Annotated in this window: 16 protein-coding genes and 1 pseudogene; 6 read left to right on the forward strand and 11 right to left on the reverse strand. The window is 53.3% G+C overall.

All coding sequences use genetic code 11. The features are described from left to right. Nucleotides 1-26 precede the first annotated feature (26 nt). Nucleotides 27-932, forward strand: a complete 906-nt coding sequence (locus ACZRMS_RS06700; RefSeq protein WP_463994654.1) for a LysR substrate-binding domain-containing protein — start codon at nucleotides 27-29, stop codon at nucleotides 930-932. Here ACZRMS_RS06700 and ACZRMS_RS06705 read toward each other — a convergent pair. From ACZRMS_RS06705 to ACZRMS_RS06715, 3 genes are all read right to left on the reverse strand, one after another. Beyond that, nucleotides 929-3,766: a TonB-dependent receptor gene (locus tag ACZRMS_RS06705; protein ID WP_463994655.1), complete on the reverse strand. Its 2,838-nt coding sequence runs from the start codon at nucleotides 3,764-3,766 to the stop codon at nucleotides 929-931. The genes ACZRMS_RS06700 and ACZRMS_RS06705 overlap by 4 nt on opposite strands. Before the next feature lie 97 nt (nucleotides 3,767-3,863). Continuing rightward, entirely contained in the window at nucleotides 3,864-4,829 is a 966-nt protein-coding gene (locus ACZRMS_RS06710; RefSeq protein ID WP_463994656.1) for a FecR domain-containing protein, read from the reverse strand. Then, complete coding sequence (locus ACZRMS_RS06715) at nucleotides 4,826-5,332, reverse strand: sigma-70 family RNA polymerase sigma factor (RefSeq protein ID WP_463994657.1); 507 nt, start codon at nucleotides 5,330-5,332, stop codon at nucleotides 4,826-4,828. Before ACZRMS_RS06715 ends, ACZRMS_RS06710 begins: the two co-directional genes overlap by 4 nt. Before the next feature lie 350 nt (nucleotides 5,333-5,682). Between ACZRMS_RS06715 and ACZRMS_RS06720 the strand changes: the two genes are divergently transcribed. Beyond that, nucleotides 5,683-6,018 (forward strand): hypothetical protein, encoded by a 336-nt coding sequence (locus ACZRMS_RS06720; RefSeq protein ID WP_463994658.1) that lies wholly within the window; start codon nucleotides 5,683-5,685, stop codon nucleotides 6,016-6,018. A 26-nt stretch (nucleotides 6,019-6,044) separates the two neighbouring features. Here the strand turns inward: ACZRMS_RS06720 and ACZRMS_RS06725 are convergent. Continuing rightward, nucleotides 6,045-6,110, reverse strand: a pseudogene (locus ACZRMS_RS06725) (hypothetical protein); the annotation flags it as partial. 392 nt (nucleotides 6,111-6,502) lie between these two features. After that, complete coding sequence (locus ACZRMS_RS06730; protein WP_463994659.1) at nucleotides 6,503-7,018, reverse strand: DUF2938 domain-containing protein; 516 nt, start codon at nucleotides 7,016-7,018, stop codon at nucleotides 6,503-6,505. A gap of 79 nt (nucleotides 7,019-7,097) precedes the next feature. On the opposite strand from ACZRMS_RS06730, the gene ACZRMS_RS06735 reads away from it, so the two are divergent. Further along, a complete protein-coding gene (locus tag ACZRMS_RS06735) occupies nucleotides 7,098-7,538 on the forward strand; it encodes a helix-turn-helix domain-containing protein (protein ID WP_463994660.1) in 441 nt (146 codons plus the stop codon). A gap of 240 nt (nucleotides 7,539-7,778) precedes the next feature. Here ACZRMS_RS06735 and ACZRMS_RS06740 read toward each other — a convergent pair whose 3' ends face one another. The 6 genes from ACZRMS_RS06740 to ACZRMS_RS06765 all read right to left on the reverse strand — a co-directional run bounded on the left by ACZRMS_RS06740 (nucleotide 7,779) and on the right by ACZRMS_RS06765 (nucleotide 14,266). Next, entirely contained in the window at nucleotides 7,779-8,135 is a 357-nt protein-coding gene (locus ACZRMS_RS06740) for an MmcQ/YjbR family DNA-binding protein (RefSeq protein ID WP_463994661.1), read from the reverse strand. A gap of 626 nt (nucleotides 8,136-8,761) precedes the next feature. Next, nucleotides 8,762-9,571 carry an NYN domain-containing protein gene (locus tag ACZRMS_RS06745; protein ID WP_159259626.1) on the reverse strand — a complete coding sequence of 270 codons (810 nt, stop codon included), beginning with the start codon at nucleotides 9,569-9,571 and terminating at the stop codon, nucleotides 8,762-8,764. 350 nt (nucleotides 9,572-9,921) lie between these two features. Then, a complete protein-coding gene (locus ACZRMS_RS06750; protein ID WP_463994662.1) occupies nucleotides 9,922-10,518 on the reverse strand; it encodes a hypothetical protein in 597 nt (198 codons plus the stop codon). A gap of 346 nt (nucleotides 10,519-10,864) precedes the next feature. Continuing rightward, on the reverse strand, nucleotides 10,865-11,791 hold the full coding sequence (locus ACZRMS_RS06755) for an HNH endonuclease (protein ID WP_463994663.1): 927 nt from the start codon (nucleotides 11,789-11,791) through the stop codon (nucleotides 10,865-10,867). A 1-nt stretch (nucleotide 11,792) separates the two neighbouring features. Continuing rightward, the gene (locus ACZRMS_RS06760) at nucleotides 11,793-13,283 is read right to left on the reverse strand and encodes an AAA family ATPase (protein WP_463994664.1); all 1,491 of its coding nucleotides are present in this window, start codon (nucleotides 13,281-13,283) and stop codon (nucleotides 11,793-11,795) included. Between the two features lie 362 nt (nucleotides 13,284-13,645). Further along, complete coding sequence (locus tag ACZRMS_RS06765) at nucleotides 13,646-14,266, reverse strand: tyrosine-type recombinase/integrase (protein WP_463994665.1); 621 nt, start codon at nucleotides 14,264-14,266, stop codon at nucleotides 13,646-13,648. Between the two features lie 1,211 nt (nucleotides 14,267-15,477). On the opposite strand from ACZRMS_RS06765, the gene ACZRMS_RS06770 reads away from it, so the two are divergent. The 3 genes from ACZRMS_RS06770 to ACZRMS_RS06780 all read left to right on the forward strand — a co-directional run bounded on the left by ACZRMS_RS06770 (nucleotide 15,478) and on the right by ACZRMS_RS06780 (nucleotide 21,488). Beyond that, nucleotides 15,478-16,182, forward strand: coding sequence for a DUF5677 domain-containing protein (locus ACZRMS_RS06770; protein ID WP_463994666.1), 705 nt, complete (start codon nucleotides 15,478-15,480; stop codon nucleotides 16,180-16,182). A gap of 278 nt (nucleotides 16,183-16,460) precedes the next feature. Continuing rightward, the gene (locus tag ACZRMS_RS06775; protein ID WP_463994667.1) at nucleotides 16,461-20,501 is read left to right on the forward strand and encodes an NACHT domain-containing protein; all 4,041 of its coding nucleotides are present in this window, start codon (nucleotides 16,461-16,463) and stop codon (nucleotides 20,499-20,501) included. A 294-nt stretch (nucleotides 20,502-20,795) separates the two neighbouring features. Continuing rightward, nucleotides 20,796-21,488: an SOS response-associated peptidase family protein gene (locus ACZRMS_RS06780; protein WP_463994895.1), complete on the forward strand. Its 693-nt coding sequence runs from the start codon at nucleotides 20,796-20,798 to the stop codon at nucleotides 21,486-21,488. The last annotated feature ends 95 nt before the right edge of the window (nucleotides 21,489-21,583 follow it).

The following is a 21,583-nucleotide window of genomic DNA, read 5'->3' on the forward strand; positions in this document are numbered from 1 at the left end:
TCAGTTCAAATGAAGGAACGCGAAAAATGATCGAAACCCGACTGCTCAGGCAGTTCATCGCGGTGGCTGAAGAGCTGCATTTTCACAAAGCCGCGATTCGCCTGCACATGGCGCAGCCACCCCTGAGTCAGGCCATTAACCGCCTGGAAGACAAACTGGGTTTCAGCCTGTTCACCCGTAGCAAACGCGAGGTAAACCTGACGCCAGCAGGCAACGCCTTTCTGCAGGCTGCCTATCGCACACTCAAGGAACTGGAACAGGGGGTTGAGCACGCACGCCAGGTATCTGAAGGCATCGCTGGAAGGCTCACTGTGACTGCAGTGTCCATCGCGTACTACCCGCCGTTGCTCAACACCTTGAGACGGTTTCGCCAGACCTTTCCCAAGGTCCAGCTGGTCATTAAGGAAATGCCGTCCTCCAGCCAGGCCAAAGCGCTGCTGGCCGCAGAGGCCGATATCGCTTTTATGCGAAAACTGCCTTTTACGGCGCAAAACATCGAATCACGCTTGTTGCTCGACGAAGCTATCGTCATGGCGCTGCCCCTTGATCATCCAAAAGCGCAGACAGCGTTGATCGAGCTAAGGGATTTCGCCGGCGAAGACTTCGTTTTCACCCCCCAGGCCCTGGGCAGCGGCTATCACAGCCAACTGATTGCCCTGTGCGAGGCCGCTGGTTTTTACCCTAAGGTGGTACAGGAAGCCGCGCAGATCCACACCCTGATCGGACTGGTGAGTTGCGGTTTTGGCGTGGCCCTGGTGCCTGAATCCATCTGCGGCTCGAACATGCGCGACAAGGTTGTATTTCGCCCCATACGCCCGGTGGCAGAAGCTGCAAACCCTGCCATCGGGCTGTACATGAGCTGGCATGCGGACAACCCGTCACCGCTGATAAACAGCTTTATTGCCATGTTCGACACTGCCAGCGAGCACTAGAACCTGGTCTGCAGCCCCATGCGCAGCGTGCGCCCCGGAGCGGGCATAAAGCTCTGTGCCAGCGGGTCCAGGTAATAACGGTCGGTCAGGTTCTGCAAGGACACGTTCAGGGTGGTGTGATCCTTCAACTTGTAGTTAAAGAACACATCAAAAAGCGCTACCTGGTGATAGACCAATTGCGGCGTAGTGGCGCCGGTTTGCCATTCATTGTCGGCTTTGACGGTTGGGCCAGAGGTATAGGTGGCACGCCCGCCGACTGTCAGTGCCCGGTCAAAAAAGCGCAGGCCCGTGGTCAGGTTCGCCGCGAAGCGTGGCGGGTTCTGGGTGTTGGAATAAGAGCCCATAAAGCTGCCCGGCGTACAGTTCGGGGTTTTGCTCAAGTCCTGGTAGGGGTTGGAGCTGGCCCGCAAACGCGCCGCGAAGGTCGAGTCGCAGGTTTCGGTTTTCAGGTAGTACGTGGACGAAAAATCAGCGAACACGCGGCCCGCGTCATAGCGCGACTGCAATTCCAGGCCGCTGGTTTTGAAGCTGTCGGTATTGCTGAACTGCATCAGGCCCATCAGCCCCGGGCTGGGATCGTAATAGCGGGTGATGTAGTTCTTGATGCTGGTGTTGAAGTAGGCAACCTTGAGGGCCGCCGAGTCGTCGTCCACCAGCAGGTTTTTTTGCAGGGTGCTGGCACCGATCTCCCAATTGCTTGAGCGCTCGGGTTTCAGACCTTTGCCGGGCATGGTCTGCAACACGCCCTGGCTGGTTTCGAACAGTGAGGGCATGCGCAAGCCCTGGGTATAAGACCCATAGAAGAACGTGTCGGGTGCCAGTTCGACATTGAAACCGATGGCAGGAGCAAACGCCCCGCCTCTGTCGCTCTGTTTGCCGGAATACTCATAACCGCTGACCACCTCGCCTGTCTGGGACGGATAGACCGTCGACTCGGTGGCACCAAAGTCGTTGTAGCGCGTGCCCTCGAAAGGGAAATTGGTGTTACCGAAAACAATACCGTTATTCAACCGCGGGTCCGTGGCGTCGGTGTACTGACCGTTCTGATCCGGGAACCACATCATGTTGCCGTAGCTTTGCGGGCTGAAGACCCTCAGATATCTCAGCTCGCGCTCCTCACGCAGCGCCGTCGAGTGGGCGACATGATCCTTGGTGCGGTACCAGGTGTAGCGACCGCCACCCCACAGCGTGAGGCGGTCGACCGGCTGGAACTCCAGCTTGCCGTGCAGGCTGAATTCCTGCCTGGAGCCATCGCGCAGGCTGCGGTTGGCGTTGATGTCATCCTGGTTGGTGACCACACTTTTTTGCGGGCGCAACTCCTCGACCTGGAACGATCCGCCCACATCCAGCTTCAGGTCGCCGTGGCGGGTCTCGAACCGTGAGGTGTTGGCCAGGTCACCGCCAATGCGCCGGTCGGCCTGACGGGTCCAGTTGCGATCAGAGCGATAGGCCTGCGAAGCCGGCGCCAGCACCGAGGTCAAGTTGCTGGTTTGTGCATCCGTCATCCACAGGCTGGCCGTCAGGTCCACCAACGGGTTGGCGCTTGGCAGGTAGTTGTAGCGGGCGGTGTAGGTATCGATTTTGGTGTGGCCCAGCGGGTACTGGTAAATGCCCCCGGTGCCGAAGCGGAAAATATCCGATGGCATGATTTCGCCAATATGGCCGTCGTAGCGGCGGTAGCCCAGGTCCAGCGTATGGTCGTCTGCCGGGCGTATGGTGGTTTTGATCAGGTACGAATCGGTCTCTGCCGATGAGTTGAGCACTTCTTCACCGGGGTTGTAGGTGGTGGCTACCGTCATGTCTTCGCGGCCATAGCGGTCAAACGTGCGGTAGCGATCCTGGCCCTTTTTGCCAGCGAAATAGTTGCCCTGATTGCGATGAGCATACGCGGCCACCACATCGAAGTAGTCATGGGTAAAAGCGAACGCGGCACTGCCGGCCTGCGCCTCGGAGCCGAACAGGCCACCACGGTCCCGGTGCGGCTCCGAGTACAGTTTTTCAGTTGCAGAGTGGCCGTCGCGAGAGGCAGGAGCCACACCGTTGTTCCACACATCCCCCTTGAGGCGCAGACCAAACGTTTTGCCATCGCGCAAGATGTCGTCAACGCCGATGGTGCGCATTTTGACCGTGCCGCCGATGGCGCTCGACGTGAGGCTCGGCCCCTTGTCGATGGTGATATCGCTGATCAGGTCAGGGTCAATGTAACTGCGCTGCTGGGTACCGGCATAACCCCGATAGACATCCAGTGCCTGCTGCGAACCGTCGACCGTGACCGCCACCCGGCTTTGCCCTTGAATGCCGCGGATGTTCACATCCAGGCCACCGCCATTGCGGCTGTCTCCCACCTGCACGCCCGGCTGGCCCTTAAGCACGTCGCCCACCGAAACCACGCCAAAGCGTTGCATGTCTTCGCTGGAGATATACACGATCGACCGAGGCGCCGTGTAGACCTCTTCGACGGCAGGATTTTCGCCCGTGACTTTCTGCGCGGGCAGCACAACGGCCCCTCCCCCCTGAAACAGTTCGACGCTGCCGTCCACCCGGCGCTGATAGCTCAGGCCGGTGCCCGACAACAACCGCGTCAGCCCCGCCTCAGTGCTGAAGTCGCCCTGCAGCCCGTTGCTGCTTTTGCCCGCCGTCAGCGTCGAACTGCCTGCCATGCTGATTCGCGCCTGCACGCCAAAACGCGAAAGCGCCTGATCCAGCGGGCCGGCATCGATGTTGAAGTGCTGACGCTCATCAGCAGCGAAAGCAACTGCGCTGTAAAGCGGTTGCAGGCCCAGAAAAATCAGGCCAAAGGTGCGGGCGCATAAAACACTTGCGGGGGAAATCATGCAGGGCTCCTGAAGGTGAAGACCCACCTGTTTCGGTGGGTTATTCCTGAAGGCCCCGCCAGATTCAAAAAACTGTCGCGCGAAACAAAAAATAATTTCAGGCCGGCACCACGGTGACCCAATAACGGGTTCGTCGCTCAATGCGCACGGGCAGCGCATGGGCGACCAGCGCCAGGGCAGCATCGGTGTCATCCAGCTCAAAACTGCCCGTCACTCGCAGGTCTGCGACCTGATGGCTGCAGCGCAAAATACCTGGGCGGTAACGTGAAAGCTCGGCCAGCAGAGTATCCAGACGCATGCGTTCAGCCGGTAAAATGCCACGCAGCCAGGCCTGGGCCAGAAACCCGTCGGTGAGACTTGCAGGGTGGATGCCCTGAGCATCCACTCGCGCTCGCCAGCCGGCCTCCAGCAACAATGGCACCCGGTTATGGCGCGAGTTCACCTGCACCAGCCCGCGCAACACCGTCACCTGAGTACCCTGCCGATCATGGCGCACCAGCAGGTTGGCGCCACGGGCATGCAACACGGCATCGGGCGTGACCAGTTGCAATGAACCTGATTCGGCTCCCGCATCCAGCGCCACTTCGCCTTCGACCAACTGCACATGGCTCTGGTCTGTGCGCCAATCCACATTGGCCGCGCTGGCAGTGTTCAACCATAACGAAGTGCCGTCGGCCAGCCGCCACTGACGACGCTCGCCGGTGGCGGTGCGGTAACTGGCCAGGGCCGAGCGCACAAGGGTGGATTGCGCGCCTTGCCAGGAACCCCCGCCCAGCAGACTGATTGCCAACAAGCACTTGAGCACCTGCCTGCGGCGTTGAGGGTCCGCCCCGGCAGACTCCAGCGCTCTGCGCGCCGTCGCATCGGATAAAAGATGGGCGCCGGGCTGCAGCAGCAACGACAGGCTGCTGACACGCTGCCAGGCGTATTCATGCTCTGCGCACGCCTGGCGCCATTGCTGCAGGGCCTGGTGGTCAGCCGCACTCACGAACCCGGACTGCATCCGAACCATCCAGTCGATGGCCATATCCCGTACACGGGGGTTAACAGAACCGCCGCTCATTCAAAACGGCTCGCGTAGCAAACACTGAACGCCTTGCCCATGGCCCGCTGCACCTGGGCCACGCTCAGACTCAATTGCGCGGCAATTTGCGGGTAGGTCAGACCATCAAGCTGGGACAAAAAGAAAATCTGCCGCACTTTGGTTGATAGGCCGATCAGCAGCGAGTCGAGTTGCAACAGGGTTTCGATCGTCAAGCAGCGGTCTTCGGGCGAAGGCTCCTCGGCCTCAGGACGCGCAGCCAGCACCTCAAGATAAGCCCGCTCGATTGCCTGGCGACGCCAGCGGTTGATCAACAGGCCATTGGCAATCGTCGCGAGAAACGCCATGGGCTGACGCAGCTCCTGGGCATCGTGCTTTGAGCGCAACACGCGGATAAAGGTGTCGTGAGCCAGGTCCTCGGCATCGGCCCGGTGCCCCAGTCGCCGATGCAGCCAGCCCCGCAGCCAGCCATGATGATTCGCATACAGCTGTTCGACGGGCGAGACTATCCTGTCGTGAGACATGTGAAATTCGCTTGATGTTAATGATAATTCTTCTCATCTTATTATTTGTAACTGACTGTTGTACAGCGTCTGCTCTGATTCGCGGGTTTAGAAACAGGTATGCCGGGGTTCCTGGGGGGGGCTGTCAATGAGGAGCAGCGCCTTGAAGGGTGGTGCGATAGCGCTGGCCTGCACGGCCACAGGCCGGATGGGGTTCACCCGCCAGCGGGCTTGCGTTTGTACCCTGAAAAAATGGCAACGCTCGTCTGTCTGAAATGACGAACTCTGCCCGTCAGCATTTGTCAGAAAAAATACAGCGCTGGAACGAACCGAGCGTTACAACGCACAGCGACCCACAACGGAGACTGGCTATGAGTACCCTGACTATCCAAGGTTGGTGCGACAACAATGGCGATCAAAAACCCACCTCCGTGGGTGACATCCATTTTTACGTGGACGGCCCTCTCCACCTGCGTCTGGAGCAAGCGGAAGAACGCCTGCAGAAGACCCAGGAGCCTGAAGCCATGGTCGACGTCGACATGGCCACAATGGATTTGATCATGCCGCAGGGGTGCGGCCCCTTGTCCGACTGCAAAATGCGCGTCTACCTGCACCACGATCGCGGTCAGTTCCATTTGGTCGGGCATCTGGCGAGCGATGCGAGCTTGATCTTTACCAATGCGGTATTGATTGATCAGTTGCTTTAGAAGCAGTTGATGCGGGCCTCGCGGGGCTTGCCAGCATCACCCAGGCCAATGGACTGGCCGTTCTCGACGATGTTGGAGACGATAAGAACTTCAGCTTGAATACCGTTAATACATAACGATATGACTCGTTGAGTGGCGTTGCGTAGCCCCCGGGACCTCCGGAAAAATACAACCTGCATCCGGCAGGGAACTACCGTGCTAGAGCCTGTCCAATCAAGCTCATATGGTTCATGTACAGAGCCCGGGGTGTAGATCATGAATAAGCAGGAAGAAGGATGAGTACCAGGACAAACCACGGCTGGGTCTGGGCTTACCGCAAGATTCGCGGCTTGCAATGCTCCCGAATGACTGCGGCTTACAGGGCGACGCTGTACGTGATGCGAGGTGATACGGGCACGTTTCACAGCGATATCAGTTGGCAAAAAAACCGCATCCGGCGCTGACCCATCGCCCATCACGTCCTGTGCTGCCCCTCTGGAGAGGCTCACCCCAGGCATTGCGGCCCAGCAAAGAGCAGCATCAGCAGCCAGCCGGCTGCATAGAGCCCGAGTCCGAACGTCAGATGCGCAATGAGGCTTCTGCGCCTTGCCGCGCTCGGTACCGCGGTTTTCGACGCTGCGATGCCGAGACCGAACGCGGGCTGCATGATGAAAAAGGGGGCAATGACACTGATCAAGCCAGTCAACAAAGCGGGCATCAGGGACGGACTGCATAGCCAGGCAGGCCCTTGGACACCGAAAAGCGCCATGGCAAAGACGCAGCCAGTGATGTAATGAAACACCCACCCAACCAGGCGTTCGTGCCTGACACGGGGCGCCGTCACAATAGAGACGTGTCGAAACTGCCCATGCAGCATGTGCCCCAACCAGCGACCGACGAGCCCATAGTCGATCGACGCCGCACCAAATACCCGCGTTCGAATCAACGCTGATACGTCCATGATCAGTGTGGCAGCCATTCCAACAAACAGAATGCGCAGTAGCGTCTCACCTGCTTCCATGATATTTCCCATAGTCTTGAGCCTGATTTGGCGGTTTGATCCCGGCAGTCTGCAAGTTCAAGTCGACTTGAGGTCAAGCATGAAAGAGATGGATATCGGTGAAGTCGCAAGACGTTCCGGCCTGCCGGCTTCAACCCTGCGCTACTACGAAGAAAAAGGCCTGATCTGCTCAATAGGTCGTCGCGGGCTCACCCGCGTATTTCGGGCGGACGTACTTCAGCGGTTGTCATTGATTGCCCTTGGGCAATCTGCGGCGTTTTCATTGGACGAGATAGCAGCCATGCTGGACGCGGACGGCCAGCCCGCCATCGATCACCAGCGTCTCACAGACAAGGCAGACGAACTGGACCGCACCATCGAACGCCTCAGCACTGTGCGTGACGAACTGCGGCGTGCTGCGGCCTGCCCTGCTCCACGTCATATCGAATGCTCGAAATTTCAGAAAATACTGAAATATGTCGGGACAGGGGGCGCCAAGCGTAAAACCGGCAAGTGTGGCCTGAGTGGTCATGGGTTGTGAAACTGAGGCTGGTGTGAAGCTTGGAGGGGCCCGCGACACTCACGCACATGCCCCCCGTGCGCGAAAATATGTCTAAGCCATTGTAAATAAATGAAAACTAAATTTATTGATGATTGCCAACGGTAAACCGTGGCCTGCAAGGCAAGGTTGCAATCGGTCAAAATAGCCAAACACCACCCGATGGGGGAGCGCAGATAAAATCTGTGGAACCGAATAACTATGATTCGTCAGTTCGAACCGCTACTTAGTTAACTCATAACTATCTTGAATGAGTTCGTGTATGTGTTCGGTTGCTACCGAGCCGTCCAAAACCACACTGATCCAGTGCTCTTTGTTCATGTGGTAACCCGGAAGAATACCCTCCATTTGACGAAGTGAACCCGCTTTGTCCGGATGGCATTTCACATCCAAAATATCAACCTCTCCCTCGCCTGCAAGACCTAGCTTTTCCTTGGGTACGTTCATCACTATTCCAAACCATTTCTCAGATCCCGCGTGCCTTAGGACGGCGTATTTTGGGAATTTACTCCAAGGGTAATCAGGCTGGATATCGAACTCTTTCACAACATAGCTCAACACTGCTTTTCTAGATGGCATGGGACTGTCCTTGGGCATTGATTATTTGGTAGCTGAGGAGCCATCTGGCAATCGCATTGTGGCAATGCTCAGCTATGCGTCGCCACCCTGCACCTACATATGCGCAGAGTAATACCCAAGGTGTAGCTCATGCGGGTGGGTACTGCCGAACCCTGGCAGCCACTCAGCCAATCATTAAAAAATGGCAAAGCATTTGAGCGTTTTCCCCGAGGAGGAAAATCTCTCTGCATGCTTAAAACCAGCATAAAGCTCACACCGCTTAAAAAAATCCGTGGGGGTAAATGTGGGGGTAAATTTTAGACATGAAAAAGCCCAACCTTTTCAGATTGGGCTAAGTCATTGAATAATATGGTCGGGACGGAGTGATTCGAACACTCGACCCCTAGCACCCCATGCTCCCTCTTAAAATCTCGTAACTCATTGTAATTAAAAGAAAAAGATAATTATGAATGATGGCAAAATGTACTGCGATTCGTGCGTAGGCAAACGGTAAACCGTGGCCTGCAGGGTAGGTTTTGCGCAGTTTCGGTACCGCATCACCCACCCGCTTTTGATTACAGCCGTTCCCAGTCAATTAACGCTGAGCTGACTGCTTTCGGCCAAGAGCGGTCGTTGGTGATAGGGGGCTATGAGCTCGGCTGTCGGTGCCGGGCATAGAGTATTGAACCGCCCACTCCCGACGTTCCTCTAGTTTGCAGTTCAAACGTATCCGGGTACCCCTTGATCAACTCACTGAGCTTTTTATAACCATGGGTGCGAGGGTCGAACTCAGGCCTCAATTTGCTGATGTTGGTGCCCAGTGCACCCAAGTGAGCCCAGCCGTCCTCGTCGGCAATGTCATCCAAGATCTTTGCGATGAAACTTACTGGTGCCTTGGGTAGCTTTTTTACCTCGGGCGTACTGGCGACTTTGACGACCTCGATTTCGGCGGGTGGCTCGGGTTCGGGTCGATCATGTCCATTGCTTGCAACAACAAGCACTTCACCGCGCAGCAATTCTGTATAGATGAACTTGTCGCAGGCCGACACGAACGGTCTCGGGGTTTTTTCTTCACCAAACCCGTAGACCGTCAAACCTTCTTCTCGTAACCGCGAAGCGAGGCGGGTGAAGTCACTGTCGCTCGAAACCAGGCAGAAACCGTCGAAGCGTCGGGTGTACAGCAGGTCCATTGCGTCGATGATCAAGGCACTGTCTGTTGCGTTCTTACCTTTGGTGTACGCGAACTGCTGGATAGGCTGAATCGAATGGTCGAGTAGCACCTTTTTCCATCCACCCAACTGAGGGCCAGTCCAGTCGCCATAGATCCGCTTGACGTTGGCGACACCGTACTTGGCGATTTCTTCGAATAAACCTTCGACAATTGCTGCGGGGGCATTGTCGGCATCGATTAACACTGCCAAGTGTTTTTGCGTGGGGGTGGGTGCGTGGATGGCCATGGGTCGTCCTTGAGTTGAGGACTTCAACATACCGTTAAATCATGGATGAACAAAGGGATCACCGCTTCGCGCTGGAGAGCGTGTTTTGCCAACGGCTCCGGGTTTGCGGTGATGTGCAAAGCGGAACCGATTAGCCAATTCAATCGACCGATAGCAGCCGATGGTCAGAGGCTGCTTAGGGTCGATAGCTGCCCTTGGGCTATGACCACTAGCGACCCAACGCGGTCGTTAAACCGAGCCAGGGTAAGCGAGCGAAAGGTTGCACATAACGCATTTATTGTTAAATTTCCTGCACAAAAAAACCCGCCATTGGCGGGTTTTTTATCAGGAGCTTGCTATCAGCCGATGATTTAGCCCTTGGCTTTTGCAGCCAACCCCGAGCCAAAGGCTGGTTTAACGGCCTTGGTATAAGGGGTGGTTTCACCGGACTGCCAGGCGTCCAGGTTGGCCAGTTTTTTATACAGATGCCAGGCTGAAAAACTAAGCCCGATGGCCGCAGCGATACCGCCATAGATCCCAATCGGATTAATGATGTTGTAGATGGTCTCTCCCGGCCCCTTCCAAGACCTTTCAGCAACCTTGTGCGCATAAAGTGCAACCGGAATAATTAAAACCACCCAGCTCAAAAGCCAGAACAGAAAACCCGCACAGGCTGGGCGAATTGTCAGGTTATATAATTTGTGCGAGAGCTTACTTTTCATGACTTGACGCTCACCGACGGCATTTTCTATGCCGCTAATGACCAGTGCTTTTTTGAAGCCCGGCGCAAAAAACCACACGCGATTTTTAGTACCTTTACCGATCCCAGACAGATACTGATAAACCTCTGGTTCCATCGCGAGACGCTCGGTCTGACGCCCATCAATCGATGCCTTGAACACATTCTGACCAGCATGAATCCGGCTCAAGTTAGAAATCACACAGTCCGAAGAAAAGAACTTAGGCACAACGAAAATCCTTGTAGGCATAGGTAAAAGGAGAATGATAGCAAAATGCCTTGTACCTGCCTAGAACGGGGCTCACAGACCAGCTGAAACCTGTAGATGGCAACCCACAGGCCCGCCCAAACGCTAACCCGGCAGCGCTCATGCAACGACTGCTATCGGCCAGAAGCTGCCCTTCCACCCCAGCGGCTATGGCTCAGCCACAAGCCGTAGCCGCCGGCTGCGCTAGCCTCGCCGAGGAACAACTTAACGCAATGCCCAGGATCAGTTGACCACTTCAGGCGAGCGGGCGTTGGGGCAGTGGGGCCTGCTCAGCCCCCTCAATGGTCAATGCTGCCAGCGCACAATCTTAGAGTTCCCAACCAGCATCGTACAGGTCGCGCTTTATTGCGCCGAGCCATTCGTTTTTGTAGTCGGCTCGTGAAAAGTTTATAGCGACTTCAGGAGTAAGGGCCCAGCTGGAATTTGAAAATATAGTGTGGTTGATTTCCTCTAGCCTTTCTGGGCTATAGATAAGCAGAGTTTCTATAAAACGACTAATTTCCGGCTCTGAGATGGCAAGGCGTTCTTGAGCAAGAAACGTCGTAATGGACCGTTGAAGCTTGCCGTAAAGTCTATGAGGGCTAGGAAGGTTTCGGATACTGACCTGTGGTATTGGGGTGGTGAGCGCTAACTCGCGATGTTGGATGTAAGATGCTATGTCAAAGTCATAGCAAATAGCCTCGTCATCCTCATAAGGGTGTAAGTGCTCATTTTTGTAGAAGTCTTTTTGCCCTTTGAGAGAGCTGTTGCAAGGGTGGCAGCTCGGTATCAGGTTGTAGAGCGACAATGCGAGATAGGGGTACTTGTGTTTGGGGTAAAAGTGATCAAGGGTAGGTCGCAACGCGCCGCTTTTGCTATCTCGATATATGGTTACGGCTAAGCTCTGCTGGCAGTAGGGGCACAGGCGGTAGTTGGAAGTCATGCACAAGCTGTAAGCATTCCAGCTCTTGGTGCTTTTTGCGGCGAATCGACCGTAGTCGAAAATTCTAGTGCATTCCTCTTGAAAGGCGATGCGCTCGTCCTTTGGTACAGTTTTTAGCTTTTGCTCAGTTACTTTAATGATTGTTCTCAACGTTTCTGGACGAGCAATAGCCAAATAAGCGCCGTGCACTGTTAGCAGCTCGGCTATCAGGGCATTCCGAGGAGGCAGGGCGTTATTGATCTTTCCTTCGACAAACGATTGGTGCTTTTGTTTTACAGCGTCTGACCAGATATCTGAAATGTTGATTTGCATATCAAACCTCTGGTTTCTGAAGCTTTTGTTCAAAAACCGTTTTTGTGACCTGCCTGCGAATCACAGGGTCTCCAATCATGGAGATTCGTTCGGGTGACACCTGTTTCCCTTGAGATATCTCTTCCACAACGCTTTTGATCGCCTGGGCTGCGAAAGCACCCATGGTGCCGGTCTGTCCGACTTGACGAACCACTGCGTCTAACGGGGCTCCAAACGACTCGCTAGGTGTCAAAGGAGGGGTGCTTTCCACCAGATCTTCAAACCAGTTTTTGCTATCAAGGATAGAGATGCATTCACGGGGGAAGTCGGACATGAGCACGGGCGAGTGAGTTGCCAGTACGACCTGAACACTTCTGAATTTTCGCTTCAATAGTGCTGCCGTTTTGTCCAAGTAATCTACGTACTTTTGCTGCCATCCTAAATGCAGGAAGGCGTCACCTTCGTCAATCAATAGTACCAAGTTTTCATATAGGTTCTCACTCAGGAGATCTGCGCATGCCATTTCAATGCTTGAAAACTGGTGTATTAACGCGGCTGCTCCAGAGCTAAGTTCGGTTAGGCTTAACTGCCCAAGCTTGCCAAGCTGTAAGGCTTTAATTCGTTCACTCTGCTCGTCATTCACATAATATAAGGATCGCGTTATTTTCGGGTCATTCAAGATGTTCGCAAGTTTTTGAAGCTTGACTAGGGTCTCCTCAAATTTTCTCTTTGGAACTGTGGGGTTTTTAGAGATAGGGCGTTTGAATGAAAACCCCAAGGCCGCAAGGATCTGGTTTTGCGCGCTGATCGATTGCGAACGACCCGACTGAATGTGCGAAAATGCCCTGATTTTCAGGGGGAAAGCAGTGCCTAGTTGACGTTGTAATTCCTTGGCGAAATCATTGGCTAACAAACTTCGATATTTCCTTAGAGATTCCTCCCCGCTCCAGTCTCGCGTTCCGTCAGCACGCACTCTCCGCTGGTTGAGCTCTTGGTGTCGAGCCACGAGCGGAATTATCCATTCGTCGGTAACGCCTCTGTATTGACTAAATACTTGGGTCATCACCTGATCAATATCTGACTCTGTTAGCTTGGGTAGCGTTAAGACTATCTTGGCATCTAATCCGAATTCATTCTTCAATAGTTCAATGATGTGCTTGTGCTCGTCACTCAATGGCCTGGCAGTTGACGCTAAGCTTGTTTTTATAAAGCGACATTGTTTACTGTGGCGTGGTGTGGACAAATGGTACGGGACTGGAGTGTAATAAACTACGCATGTTGAGTCCTGATCGTATTCGCTCTCCCAATTGATTCTCATAGACTTTTCGCTAGTCTGCGTTTTGCGCACGAGGCTTGATGCTAAGCCCATCATGATGCGGGTTTTACCGCTGCCATTAGGGCCGACCAGTAGAGTCATTGAGTCAGCGGCATAAAGCGGCGCGCTCTCAGCCCCCAGGGCAGGAGATCTTGTCAGTGGTATCGTAATGCCGTCTTTTTGGAAAGATGATATCAAGGCGCTTCCCTTACTCTATGGTTTTCGCTGCCCGAGTGGCTCCTTCGCCCCAAAAGCTGGGCAGCTGTTTCGTACGCCAGAAGGGTAACTGAGTGATGGCTCATTGCCTATTGGTAGATAGCTGGCTATTACCGTGGTCATCCCTCGTATGCAGTGTTACGCAAGGCCCGTCTACGACCACTGCCTAACTAGATGCACTTGATCACCAATTCGCATTCGAGCTGACTAGGCGTTTGCAATGGATATGGATCTTTACATTGGGGTGGTCTCGACCGGCAAAGCTCGGCTAACTCCTGCCTTCTCGCCACCGACTGCATTGGGTCGGACAGCGACGGTCTGGCATCGACCGTCGCAGTGGGTGGTCAGACTTCGGTATGTTCCGCCAATTCCAGGGCGTCATCGACCTCGATTCCCAGGTATCTGACGGTGCTTTCAAGCTTCGTATGACCGAGCAGGAGTTGGACAGCTCTCAGGTTCTTCGTCCTGCGATAGATCAGTGATGCCTTGGTTCGCCGTAGCGTGTGGGTACCGTACATAGTTGGGTCAAGGCCAATGGCTGTCACCCAGGCTTTGACTATTCGAGCGTATTGCCTGGTGGAGAGATGATCTGAGTCGTGCAACCGGGTCGGAAACAAGAAGTCCTCACTGCGGAGTTGGGCCTGATGCATCCAAGCCTCCAGAACCGTTCGGGTTTGCTCAGTGATTTCAAATTGCACTGAGTGCTGAGTTTTCTGCTGCATCACCATGGCCCGTGACGACACATGTTCCCCATGGGCTATGTCTCGTACTCGCAGCTTGGTTAAGTCGCAGGCACGCAGTTTGCTGTCGATGGCTAGGTTGAAGAGAGCCAGATCCCGTGTCTTCTCCGCAAGCTGGAGCCTGACCCGGATGGCCCAAATATCTCTGACTCGGAGCGGGGTTTTCTGCCCGACAAGCTTTCCCTTGTTCCAAGGCTGATGGCTGCATGTAGCAATAGTGTTCATGGTTTGTCCTCCACGTTGAGGGAGGACAAGGATGGATCAGTCACACAGCGTGGGGGGCGCTATCCGACCCATAGAAGACGTTCGTACCAGAGATGACTAATCCGTCTCCGCCAGTGAGCCTAAGCGTCAGATTCTTTTTTGCTGGCCTGACGGCTATGGTCATATGCGGTACAGCCTGGGCCTCCCAATGGCCGGAAGCAGCCGCTCACGACCGACCGCTTTCGGCCCAGAGTGTGTAAAAGCGCTTCGCCAAAAATTGAACTGCGCGCGTGTACGTTAAATCTGAAATTTTGCAGATGTGAATTTCGCGTAGAAACGCGATTTCCAGTCAGGTTTTGAGTACCTGACGCGCTCAAGATGTTTATACACAGCCTAGGCCAAAAGCTGACAGTATGCGCAGATTGAGCAAAAGCCGGTCCCCCGCCCAGTCGCTGTACCTACCTGATTCACGCATGCGGGTAGATTTATCAGTAGAACTGAAAGCGCCAATTATAAAATATTAACAAGCGCAGCAAATCCCTCTAGCTGCGCCGCCTTGATCTGTGTCAATGACCAGAGCGCAACCACAACTAGATCAAATCAGGTCAGAGTTATTGCGTTTGATGGAAAGCGACAACTCCTGATGTGGGTTTTTTGCAGTCTTCCTGGTCAGTCGTGACGGCCAGAAAACAGCCAAAAGCAACCAGTCAAAAGCGCTCAGGAAATCAAGGGCCATTCACATCTAACCGAAATTTATTACCGTTGCGCTCCCTTGACGAAATGTCATCTGCCAATCATAGCTTTACCTTCGTCGATCGACGATTCGCAGCGTATCGTTACTGCCTTCCAGTGGACTGGATACTATCTCGATGAGGCGCGAGAGCATTATGTACTTGGTCAGTACGTATCGAAAATTGCTGATCTGCTGCAGGAAAAGCTCCTGAACGTCAACCGTTGCGATAGTTTCAGTCCGGTTCTAGTCGATCCTATTCGCACCAAATTCAAAAAATCCCTGAGCCTGCATATTATTATGTGTGTTGGTGTCGAGGCACGGATGACGCTCAAACAGTAGCAACGCAGTTTGTTGAGGTTGCCACCCAGTTGCCTGCTGAACGCTGCGTGACCATGATTGAGGTCCTGCCTCAATCCAGCGACTGGCTATTACTTGTTTGCTGAGTGTATGGCATGATCCCACATAGTTAACGCCAAATATTAACAGCAGGATGCTAGGCATGTATAATACCGCACCAATCAGTGACTATGTAACCTCTGGCACCGAGGATGAACTGAAGCTTGCACTTGAAAACTTGGAAGATAAGATTCTCTCCATAATGGACTGGGTGGATGCCACCTGCACCAGAAACGATGAAAACATAGCATTACTGAACCTATTAGCCGCCAACTCACAGTGTGTTAATATATTTCAAACAGCAATTGGTAATCATATTTCAATTCTGGCTCTTGCAACCCGCAATCTTTACGAACTCAACCTAATAACTCGCTCAGTAATTGGGAGCAAAGACAATCTCGACGAATGGAACTCAGAGGCCATTACTGACAATATTCAAGTTCTAGAGGGGATACTTAGCATTAACACAGCATCTGATTTGGCCGACCAGAGATCAATATTAAATGAAGAAATTAACCGACTAAAAAAAGTCAGAGCAAAATATGGATTACCAGAAATAAACACCCCGGCCTCAGCAGGTCAAATAGCAAAAAAGCTAGATTCTAGCGACGAGCACAAAAGCGTTTACAAGCTATTCTCAAAGCTGGTTCACCCAAGTTCATATCTAGTGAATAACTATAAAAATTCGGCATCCCCTGAGACTATAATGATACTTCAGGTTCAAGGACAAATTTACATTCACGACACCATTTCAAAGATCTCCAGCTACCTAAAAGTTCCTGAGACTATTAATAATAGTATGCAATAGCCAAGGAGCTTTAATAGACGCAGCTAATGGCTGCTTTTGGCCGATTACTGACCTTCGGGACAGGCAGTAATCGGCCAAAAAAGCGGGCGGTCAACGGAGTAGCCGACGCTGGTTAAAAATAGCCAATGTGATGCGCCTACAAACCTAGAGACGATCCAGCATATTGCGATACGCTATATCTGTTTGAGAGCGCAAATATGCCTCTCGCTGGGACTACTCGGTAGTCGTCATTCAAAACTGTCCCTTAGATCTGCCGCAAGCATGGAGGCGTCCTCAAGATGAAACCAATAAACTATTTTTCTCGCTGTCTTCGCACAACGGACGATCAAGGACAGGTGCGAATCGTAGAGGATTCTGAAATTCTGACGATAAGTGGGCCGAGAATAATACTTGGTGAACCCGGAATGGGCAAAAGCGAGCTCATCCGAGAAATTGGACGCAGGCTAGATATTCAACCGATATCTGCGGTTCGCTTCATGCTTAGTAAAGACCCATCACGGTTTGTAATTCCGGGTAAGCCGTTATTAATCGACGCCTTAGACGAGGCCGTGGCGCGCCGTGAGGGGGACGCCGTTGACCTAATTCTTGCGCAACTGGAGGACGCGGGTGCACCGGAATTTGTTTTGACCTGCCGTGCCCGAGAATGGCAGGAGCGCAGCGTTAATAACCTGAGACATATTTACGCGATTCAGCCAACCATATTTACACTAGAAGCTCTTAGCCGAAGCGAGGCGGTGCTGTTCTTGAATCAGCGACATGCAACGGTGGATGCAGAACAAGTCATCTCACATCTCGAAATGCATAACGTTGCCGACTTATATGGCAATCCGCTTACTCTCAATCTGATGGGCAAAGTCGCTGAGTACGAGGCAAAGTTACCAGCAACGCGCGCCGCTCTTTTTGAGAAAGTTTGCGCCTTAACATGGCCGGAGCACGATAGTGACCGTTACGATCTTGGTCTCGGAAAAATTGCCGCTGACCAGGCATTGTCTGCTGCTGGAGCAATCATGGCCGGGGCGCTACTTGCCGGCTCAGAGGCTGTAAACTTTGCGGGTCCTGTACAACTTCAAGATAACGATGTTCGATTAGTTGACCTCGAACTGCTCCCTGCCGCGGGAGCAGCACAAGACATAATCGTGTCGAAACTGTTCCAAAGTGCCGGTGTCGGTAGGGCAAAACCTATTCACCGTGTGATCGCTGAGTACCTGGGCGCTCGCTGGCTGGCGAGCGAGGCAAAGACACCGCGTGCACAACGCCGCTTGCTTGCCCAGCTGCACGGTACTGGAGCTATTCCAGCCAGCTTGCGGGGCTTGCATGCTTGGCTTGCCTTTCATAGCACGGCTATGGCTCAAGCTGTTATCGGTGCCGATCCGATTGGCGTGCTGCGTTACGGAGAGACTGCCAATCTGACCAGTGAACAAGCCGACTGCATGCTTGAGTCTCTCAACGCTCTCGCTGAAATAGATCCCTATTTCGGAGCCCAAGATTGGGATAGCTATACAGCGAGAGGCTTAATAATTCCCCATCTGCGCGCCAAGATCGAAGCAGCGATTAGCTCAACCGAAACCAATTCCAATCTGCGCGCTGTCCTGATAGCTGGTTGTAAGCAAACGCAACTAGCGCGTGATCTTGCAAATGCTCTAGAAGCTGTAACCCTTTCAACAGAGCGTTTCTACCGTGAACGTGAAGACGCGGCTGAAGCATTGATGCCACATCGCGACCGAGTCTGGTGGCAAGAGGCAATTGCTAAACTGCGTGCACAAGGTACTGAGGACTCTACTCGCCTAGCACGCGGCTTAATTCAAGCGATCAATTGCGACGTAACTGATGAGGTTCTAGTTGAAACGCTATTGGCTGAAATGGGGATCACGATCTGCCCCTTGCCATCGACTGGAATTGAAAGGACTCACATTTATCGGAGTTACGGACGCATTACTGAACTTCTGCCATCAGCACGGCTGGCTAATGTAATCAGTCTGCTGGTGGATCATGCTTCACTGGTGGAACACTCCGATTGGCAGAGTATTAACGATCTTGCCGAACTTACAGCGTCCCTGATGGTTCGCGCGATTGATGAGGAGACAGTTACACCCAGCGACGCTGGAGCGCTTTGGTGCTGGCTGGGGGTCTTTAAGCGCTCTCGGAGCATCACTCTCACAGCGCAGAAGATGCTTCAGACGAGGCTTGCATCGCATGACGCGTTGCGTCGCGCAATTCAAGAATATGCATTGTACGTAACGCGGCCTCGGCCGAGCATTTGGATGACGCAGATAGACCTCGAGGGGCGCCTTGTCGGACTGTCTGGAAGTTCAAATGACATCATTTGGTTTCTGCGCAGGCTCTCCGGCTCTCAAAACAAAGATCCAGCATTGCGAGAAGACTGGAAAGACCTCATGCGCCTTGCCTTGGGTAGTGATGGCTTCGAGTCGGGTCTGCTCGAGGCTAGTTATCAGTTTCAATCTGGCGATTCGCAGCTTGAGGCGTATGTACAAAAGCTTCTAAACCCTCTAAGCCCTGGACGGAAGCGCAAACAAGAGCACTTAAAGGCAAAGCAAGAAAGAAAAAAACGTATTGCATACGAATGGACCCGCCGTAATTACAGCCTGAAAAGGGATGCATTACGCGCAGGAGACTTTTCCGAGATTTTTGAACCTTCACAAATATATCTCGGGTTAGGGTGTTACCACGAATGTACTCATTCAGAGCGGCTAATCGCCTTGTTCGGTCCGGAACTCGAGAGCGACGCGATGTCTGGCTTCGAAGCTGTCCTTCATCGTTGCGACACTCCGTCCCCAACAAAAATTGCTCAAAGTTATTCCGAAAGCAAACGTTGGAACTACTCTTATGCAATCTTGGCGGGGCTGATCGCTCGGCAGCGTTCAGGATTGGGGATCGCAGACCTCTCGATGGATGTTCAAACTGCCGGGCTGCTCATCTGTCATGATAATGCTTCTATGTGCGCCGACCTCGACGATCTGAATTCGCTTCGCGATGCCCTTGAGCAGGTTGTAACTCCGACCGATCAAGATAGAGAGAATTTCGCACGGCTTTGGATTGAGCCATCGTTGGTTGCCCGGTGTACTCATGCGCCTGGACTCCACATCCTGGCACGTAACGAAAGCTGGCAGCAGGCTGGGGCTGTACTCGCATCAGAGTGGCTCATTAGGTTTCCCAATCTCCCCCCTAATGTGGAAGATGAACTGATCAACTGCCTAAATTACTCAGGGGCGCATGCATCATTAACGTCGATTGCCACTGCACGCCACGCTATGACGTTTCTAGATATTGATCGTCTGTTCACTTGGCTTGCGATAGACATTCTGGTTCGTTTTGAGGAGGTACGACCTGACGTCTTAGGAGTAGGCGCTCACGACCCGGAATTCATTTGGCACCTGCGTGATATTTTTATGTTGAACGAATACAACGTAGTAAACCGTGTCAGCCTGGAACAAGCTAAGTGGATCGTTTCGGAGTTTCGGGCTCAGTGGCCGAAATCCTCTCTCCGAGGCACCAGTTCAGGCAACACGAACGACTACAACGCGACCGATTTCCTTATTGCAATGATTAATCGTATTTCCAATGATGCCAGCGTCGAATGTATCGAAGCAATGTCGACACTAATCGCTGGGCCAGTTGATACGTATAGCGAACTCATTCGACACAAGGCGGCTGAGCAGCGTCAGAAGCGCGCAGAGGAAGATTTTGCTCCGATTCCACCAAAATATTTGAGCGCGTTATTGACTGAGGGGCCTCCGTCTAATGCGGATGACCTAAAATCATTTGTGCTGGAGGAGCTGGTGGTCGCGCAGAAGATCCTGAATGGTGACGACCTAGATCAAGTTCGTGATTTCTGGAATGAGTCAGGTGTACCCCATAATGAAAATCGCTGTCGTGATCGTTTAGCCGCTCTGATCGGGCCGACACTGCAACAGTATGGTATTCAGCGCATCACTGAAGCCGATATGCCAAATACGAAGCGCGCAGACCTCGCCTTCACATGCGGCCATCTACAACTTCCGATGGAGGTGAAAGGGCAGTGGCACTCGGAAGTGTGGCAAGCGGCCACGGATCAGCTTGATCTTAAATATTTGATTGATTGGCGGTCAGAGCAACGAGGTATTTACTGTGTGTTTTGGTTTGGCGATATGCCATCTGCGTCAGGAAGGCGGCTACAGGTACAACATCTTGGAGGCAATGCACCAACGTCTGCAGATGAAATGCGCAATATATTGATCCAGAACATACCTGAAGCACGGCGTGCGATGATTGACGTTGTAGTACTAGACCTTACTGCCGGGAAGCCCAAGTCTACCCCATAGACCCGTAAACTGTGCTGCAAGCGATGACCTCTCACTCGTAGTATTCGGCTTGTATCGCTGCAGGACATTTCGACTTATGGAGTGACCACTTTTGGCCGATTACCGACGACCATAATCAATTAGACCCAGAGAAGTGAAACTCATGACGCACGCCTTAAGTTAACTGTATGTACGCACAGCTAACTGCGGTGTGTGATTTTGGTCAATTTTTCTGTGGGGATTTTCGACGAGAGGAACACCCAGAGCACTTCGAGCTACGCTTTGCGAGGGTTCCCTTTGCAAGAGGTCACCGCCATGTGCGGACGATTTGCACAGTATCAGGGCATGTCTGATTATCTTGAGGTGTTGGCGCCTGACCGGATTGTCGTGAGCGGGTATGACAATCAGCCCATAGGTCGCTACAACGTCGCTCCAGGCACGCGTGTCAGCATTCTTCACGGTGTAGATGAGAGGCTGCGGATTGATCCCGTCCACTGGGGCTGGGCGCCGTTCTGGGCCAAGGGCAAACGCGCTGACCCGATCAACGCCAAAGTGGAAACAGTCACAACCGGGAAGTTCTTCAAGCAACTCTGGCCCAAAGGCCGGGCCTTGGTCATGGCTGATGGTTGGTATGAGTGGGTCAATAATCCGGATGATCCTAAGAAGAAACAGCCCTATTTCATTCGCCTGAAAAGTCAGGCGCCAATGTTTTTCGCCGCACTGGCCGAGGTATACCCAGGACTGGAGCCTCATGAAGGGGATGGGTTTGTGATTGTCACTGCTGCCAGTGATCATGGGATGGTCGACATTCATGATCGACGGCCCATGGTGTTCTCACCCGAGCTTGCGCGAGAGTGGATGGGGAGCCACCTCGACCGAAAGGTCGCTGAAGAGTTGGCGTTGAGCTGTTGCCAGCCAACAGAGGACTTTGAGTGGTACCCGGTTGGAAGCGCTGTGGGCAATGTGAAAAACCAAGGTCCTGAGTTGATCAAGCCGCTGAAGTCATAAACGTGAAATTTACAGTGTGGTCCGTTTCAATTAGGTGTGCCTGCACACCTGTGATGCTGGTTCTACCGAGACTATCCGGAGATGGCGTTTTGCCT

This window comes from Pseudomonas sp. B424 (assembly GCF_055408345.1).

Bases quoted from the DNA above. Each gene is read 5' to 3' on its own strand.
- ACZRMS_RS06740 (WP_463994661.1), bottom strand. From the start codon at position 8,135: ATGCCATCTAGAAAAGCAGTGTTGAGCTATGTTGTGAAAGAGTTCGAT.
- ACZRMS_RS06710 (WP_463994656.1), bottom strand. From the start codon at position 4,829: ATGAGCGGCGGTTCTGTTAACCCCCGTGTACGGGATATGGCCATCGAC.
- ACZRMS_RS06735 (WP_463994660.1), top strand. From the start codon at position 7,098: ATGAAAGAGATGGATATCGGTGAAGTCGCAAGACGTTCCGGCCTGCCG.
- ACZRMS_RS06720 (WP_463994658.1), top strand. From the start codon at position 5,683: ATGAGTACCCTGACTATCCAAGGTTGGTGCGACAACAATGGCGATCAA.
- ACZRMS_RS06730 (WP_463994659.1), bottom strand. From the start codon at position 7,018: ATGGAAGCAGGTGAGACGCTACTGCGCATTCTGTTTGTTGGAATGGCT.
- ACZRMS_RS06770 (WP_463994666.1), top strand. From the start codon at position 15,478: ATGTATAATACCGCACCAATCAGTGACTATGTAACCTCTGGCACCGAG.
- ACZRMS_RS06715 (WP_463994657.1), bottom strand. From the start codon at position 5,332: ATGTCTCACGACAGGATAGTCTCGCCCGTCGAACAGCTGTATGCGAAT.
- ACZRMS_RS06745 (WP_159259626.1), bottom strand. From the start codon at position 9,571: ATGGCCATCCACGCACCCACCCCCACGCAAAAACACTTGGCAGTGTTA.
- ACZRMS_RS06700 (WP_463994654.1), top strand. From the start codon at position 27: ATGATCGAAACCCGACTGCTCAGGCAGTTCATCGCGGTGGCTGAAGAG.
- ACZRMS_RS06705 (WP_463994655.1), bottom strand. From the start codon at position 3,766: ATGATTTCCCCCGCAAGTGTTTTATGCGCCCGCACCTTTGGCCTGATT.
- ACZRMS_RS06765 (WP_463994665.1), bottom strand. From the start codon at position 14,266: ATGAACACTATTGCTACATGCAGCCATCAGCCTTGGAACAAGGGAAAG.
- ACZRMS_RS06775 (WP_463994667.1), top strand. From the start codon at position 16,461: ATGAAACCAATAAACTATTTTTCTCGCTGTCTTCGCACAACGGACGAT.
- ACZRMS_RS06755 (WP_463994663.1), bottom strand. From the start codon at position 11,791: ATGCAAATCAACATTTCAGATATCTGGTCAGACGCTGTAAAACAAAAG.
- ACZRMS_RS06780 (WP_463994895.1), top strand. From the start codon at position 20,796: ATGTGCGGACGATTTGCACAGTATCAGGGCATGTCTGATTATCTTGAG.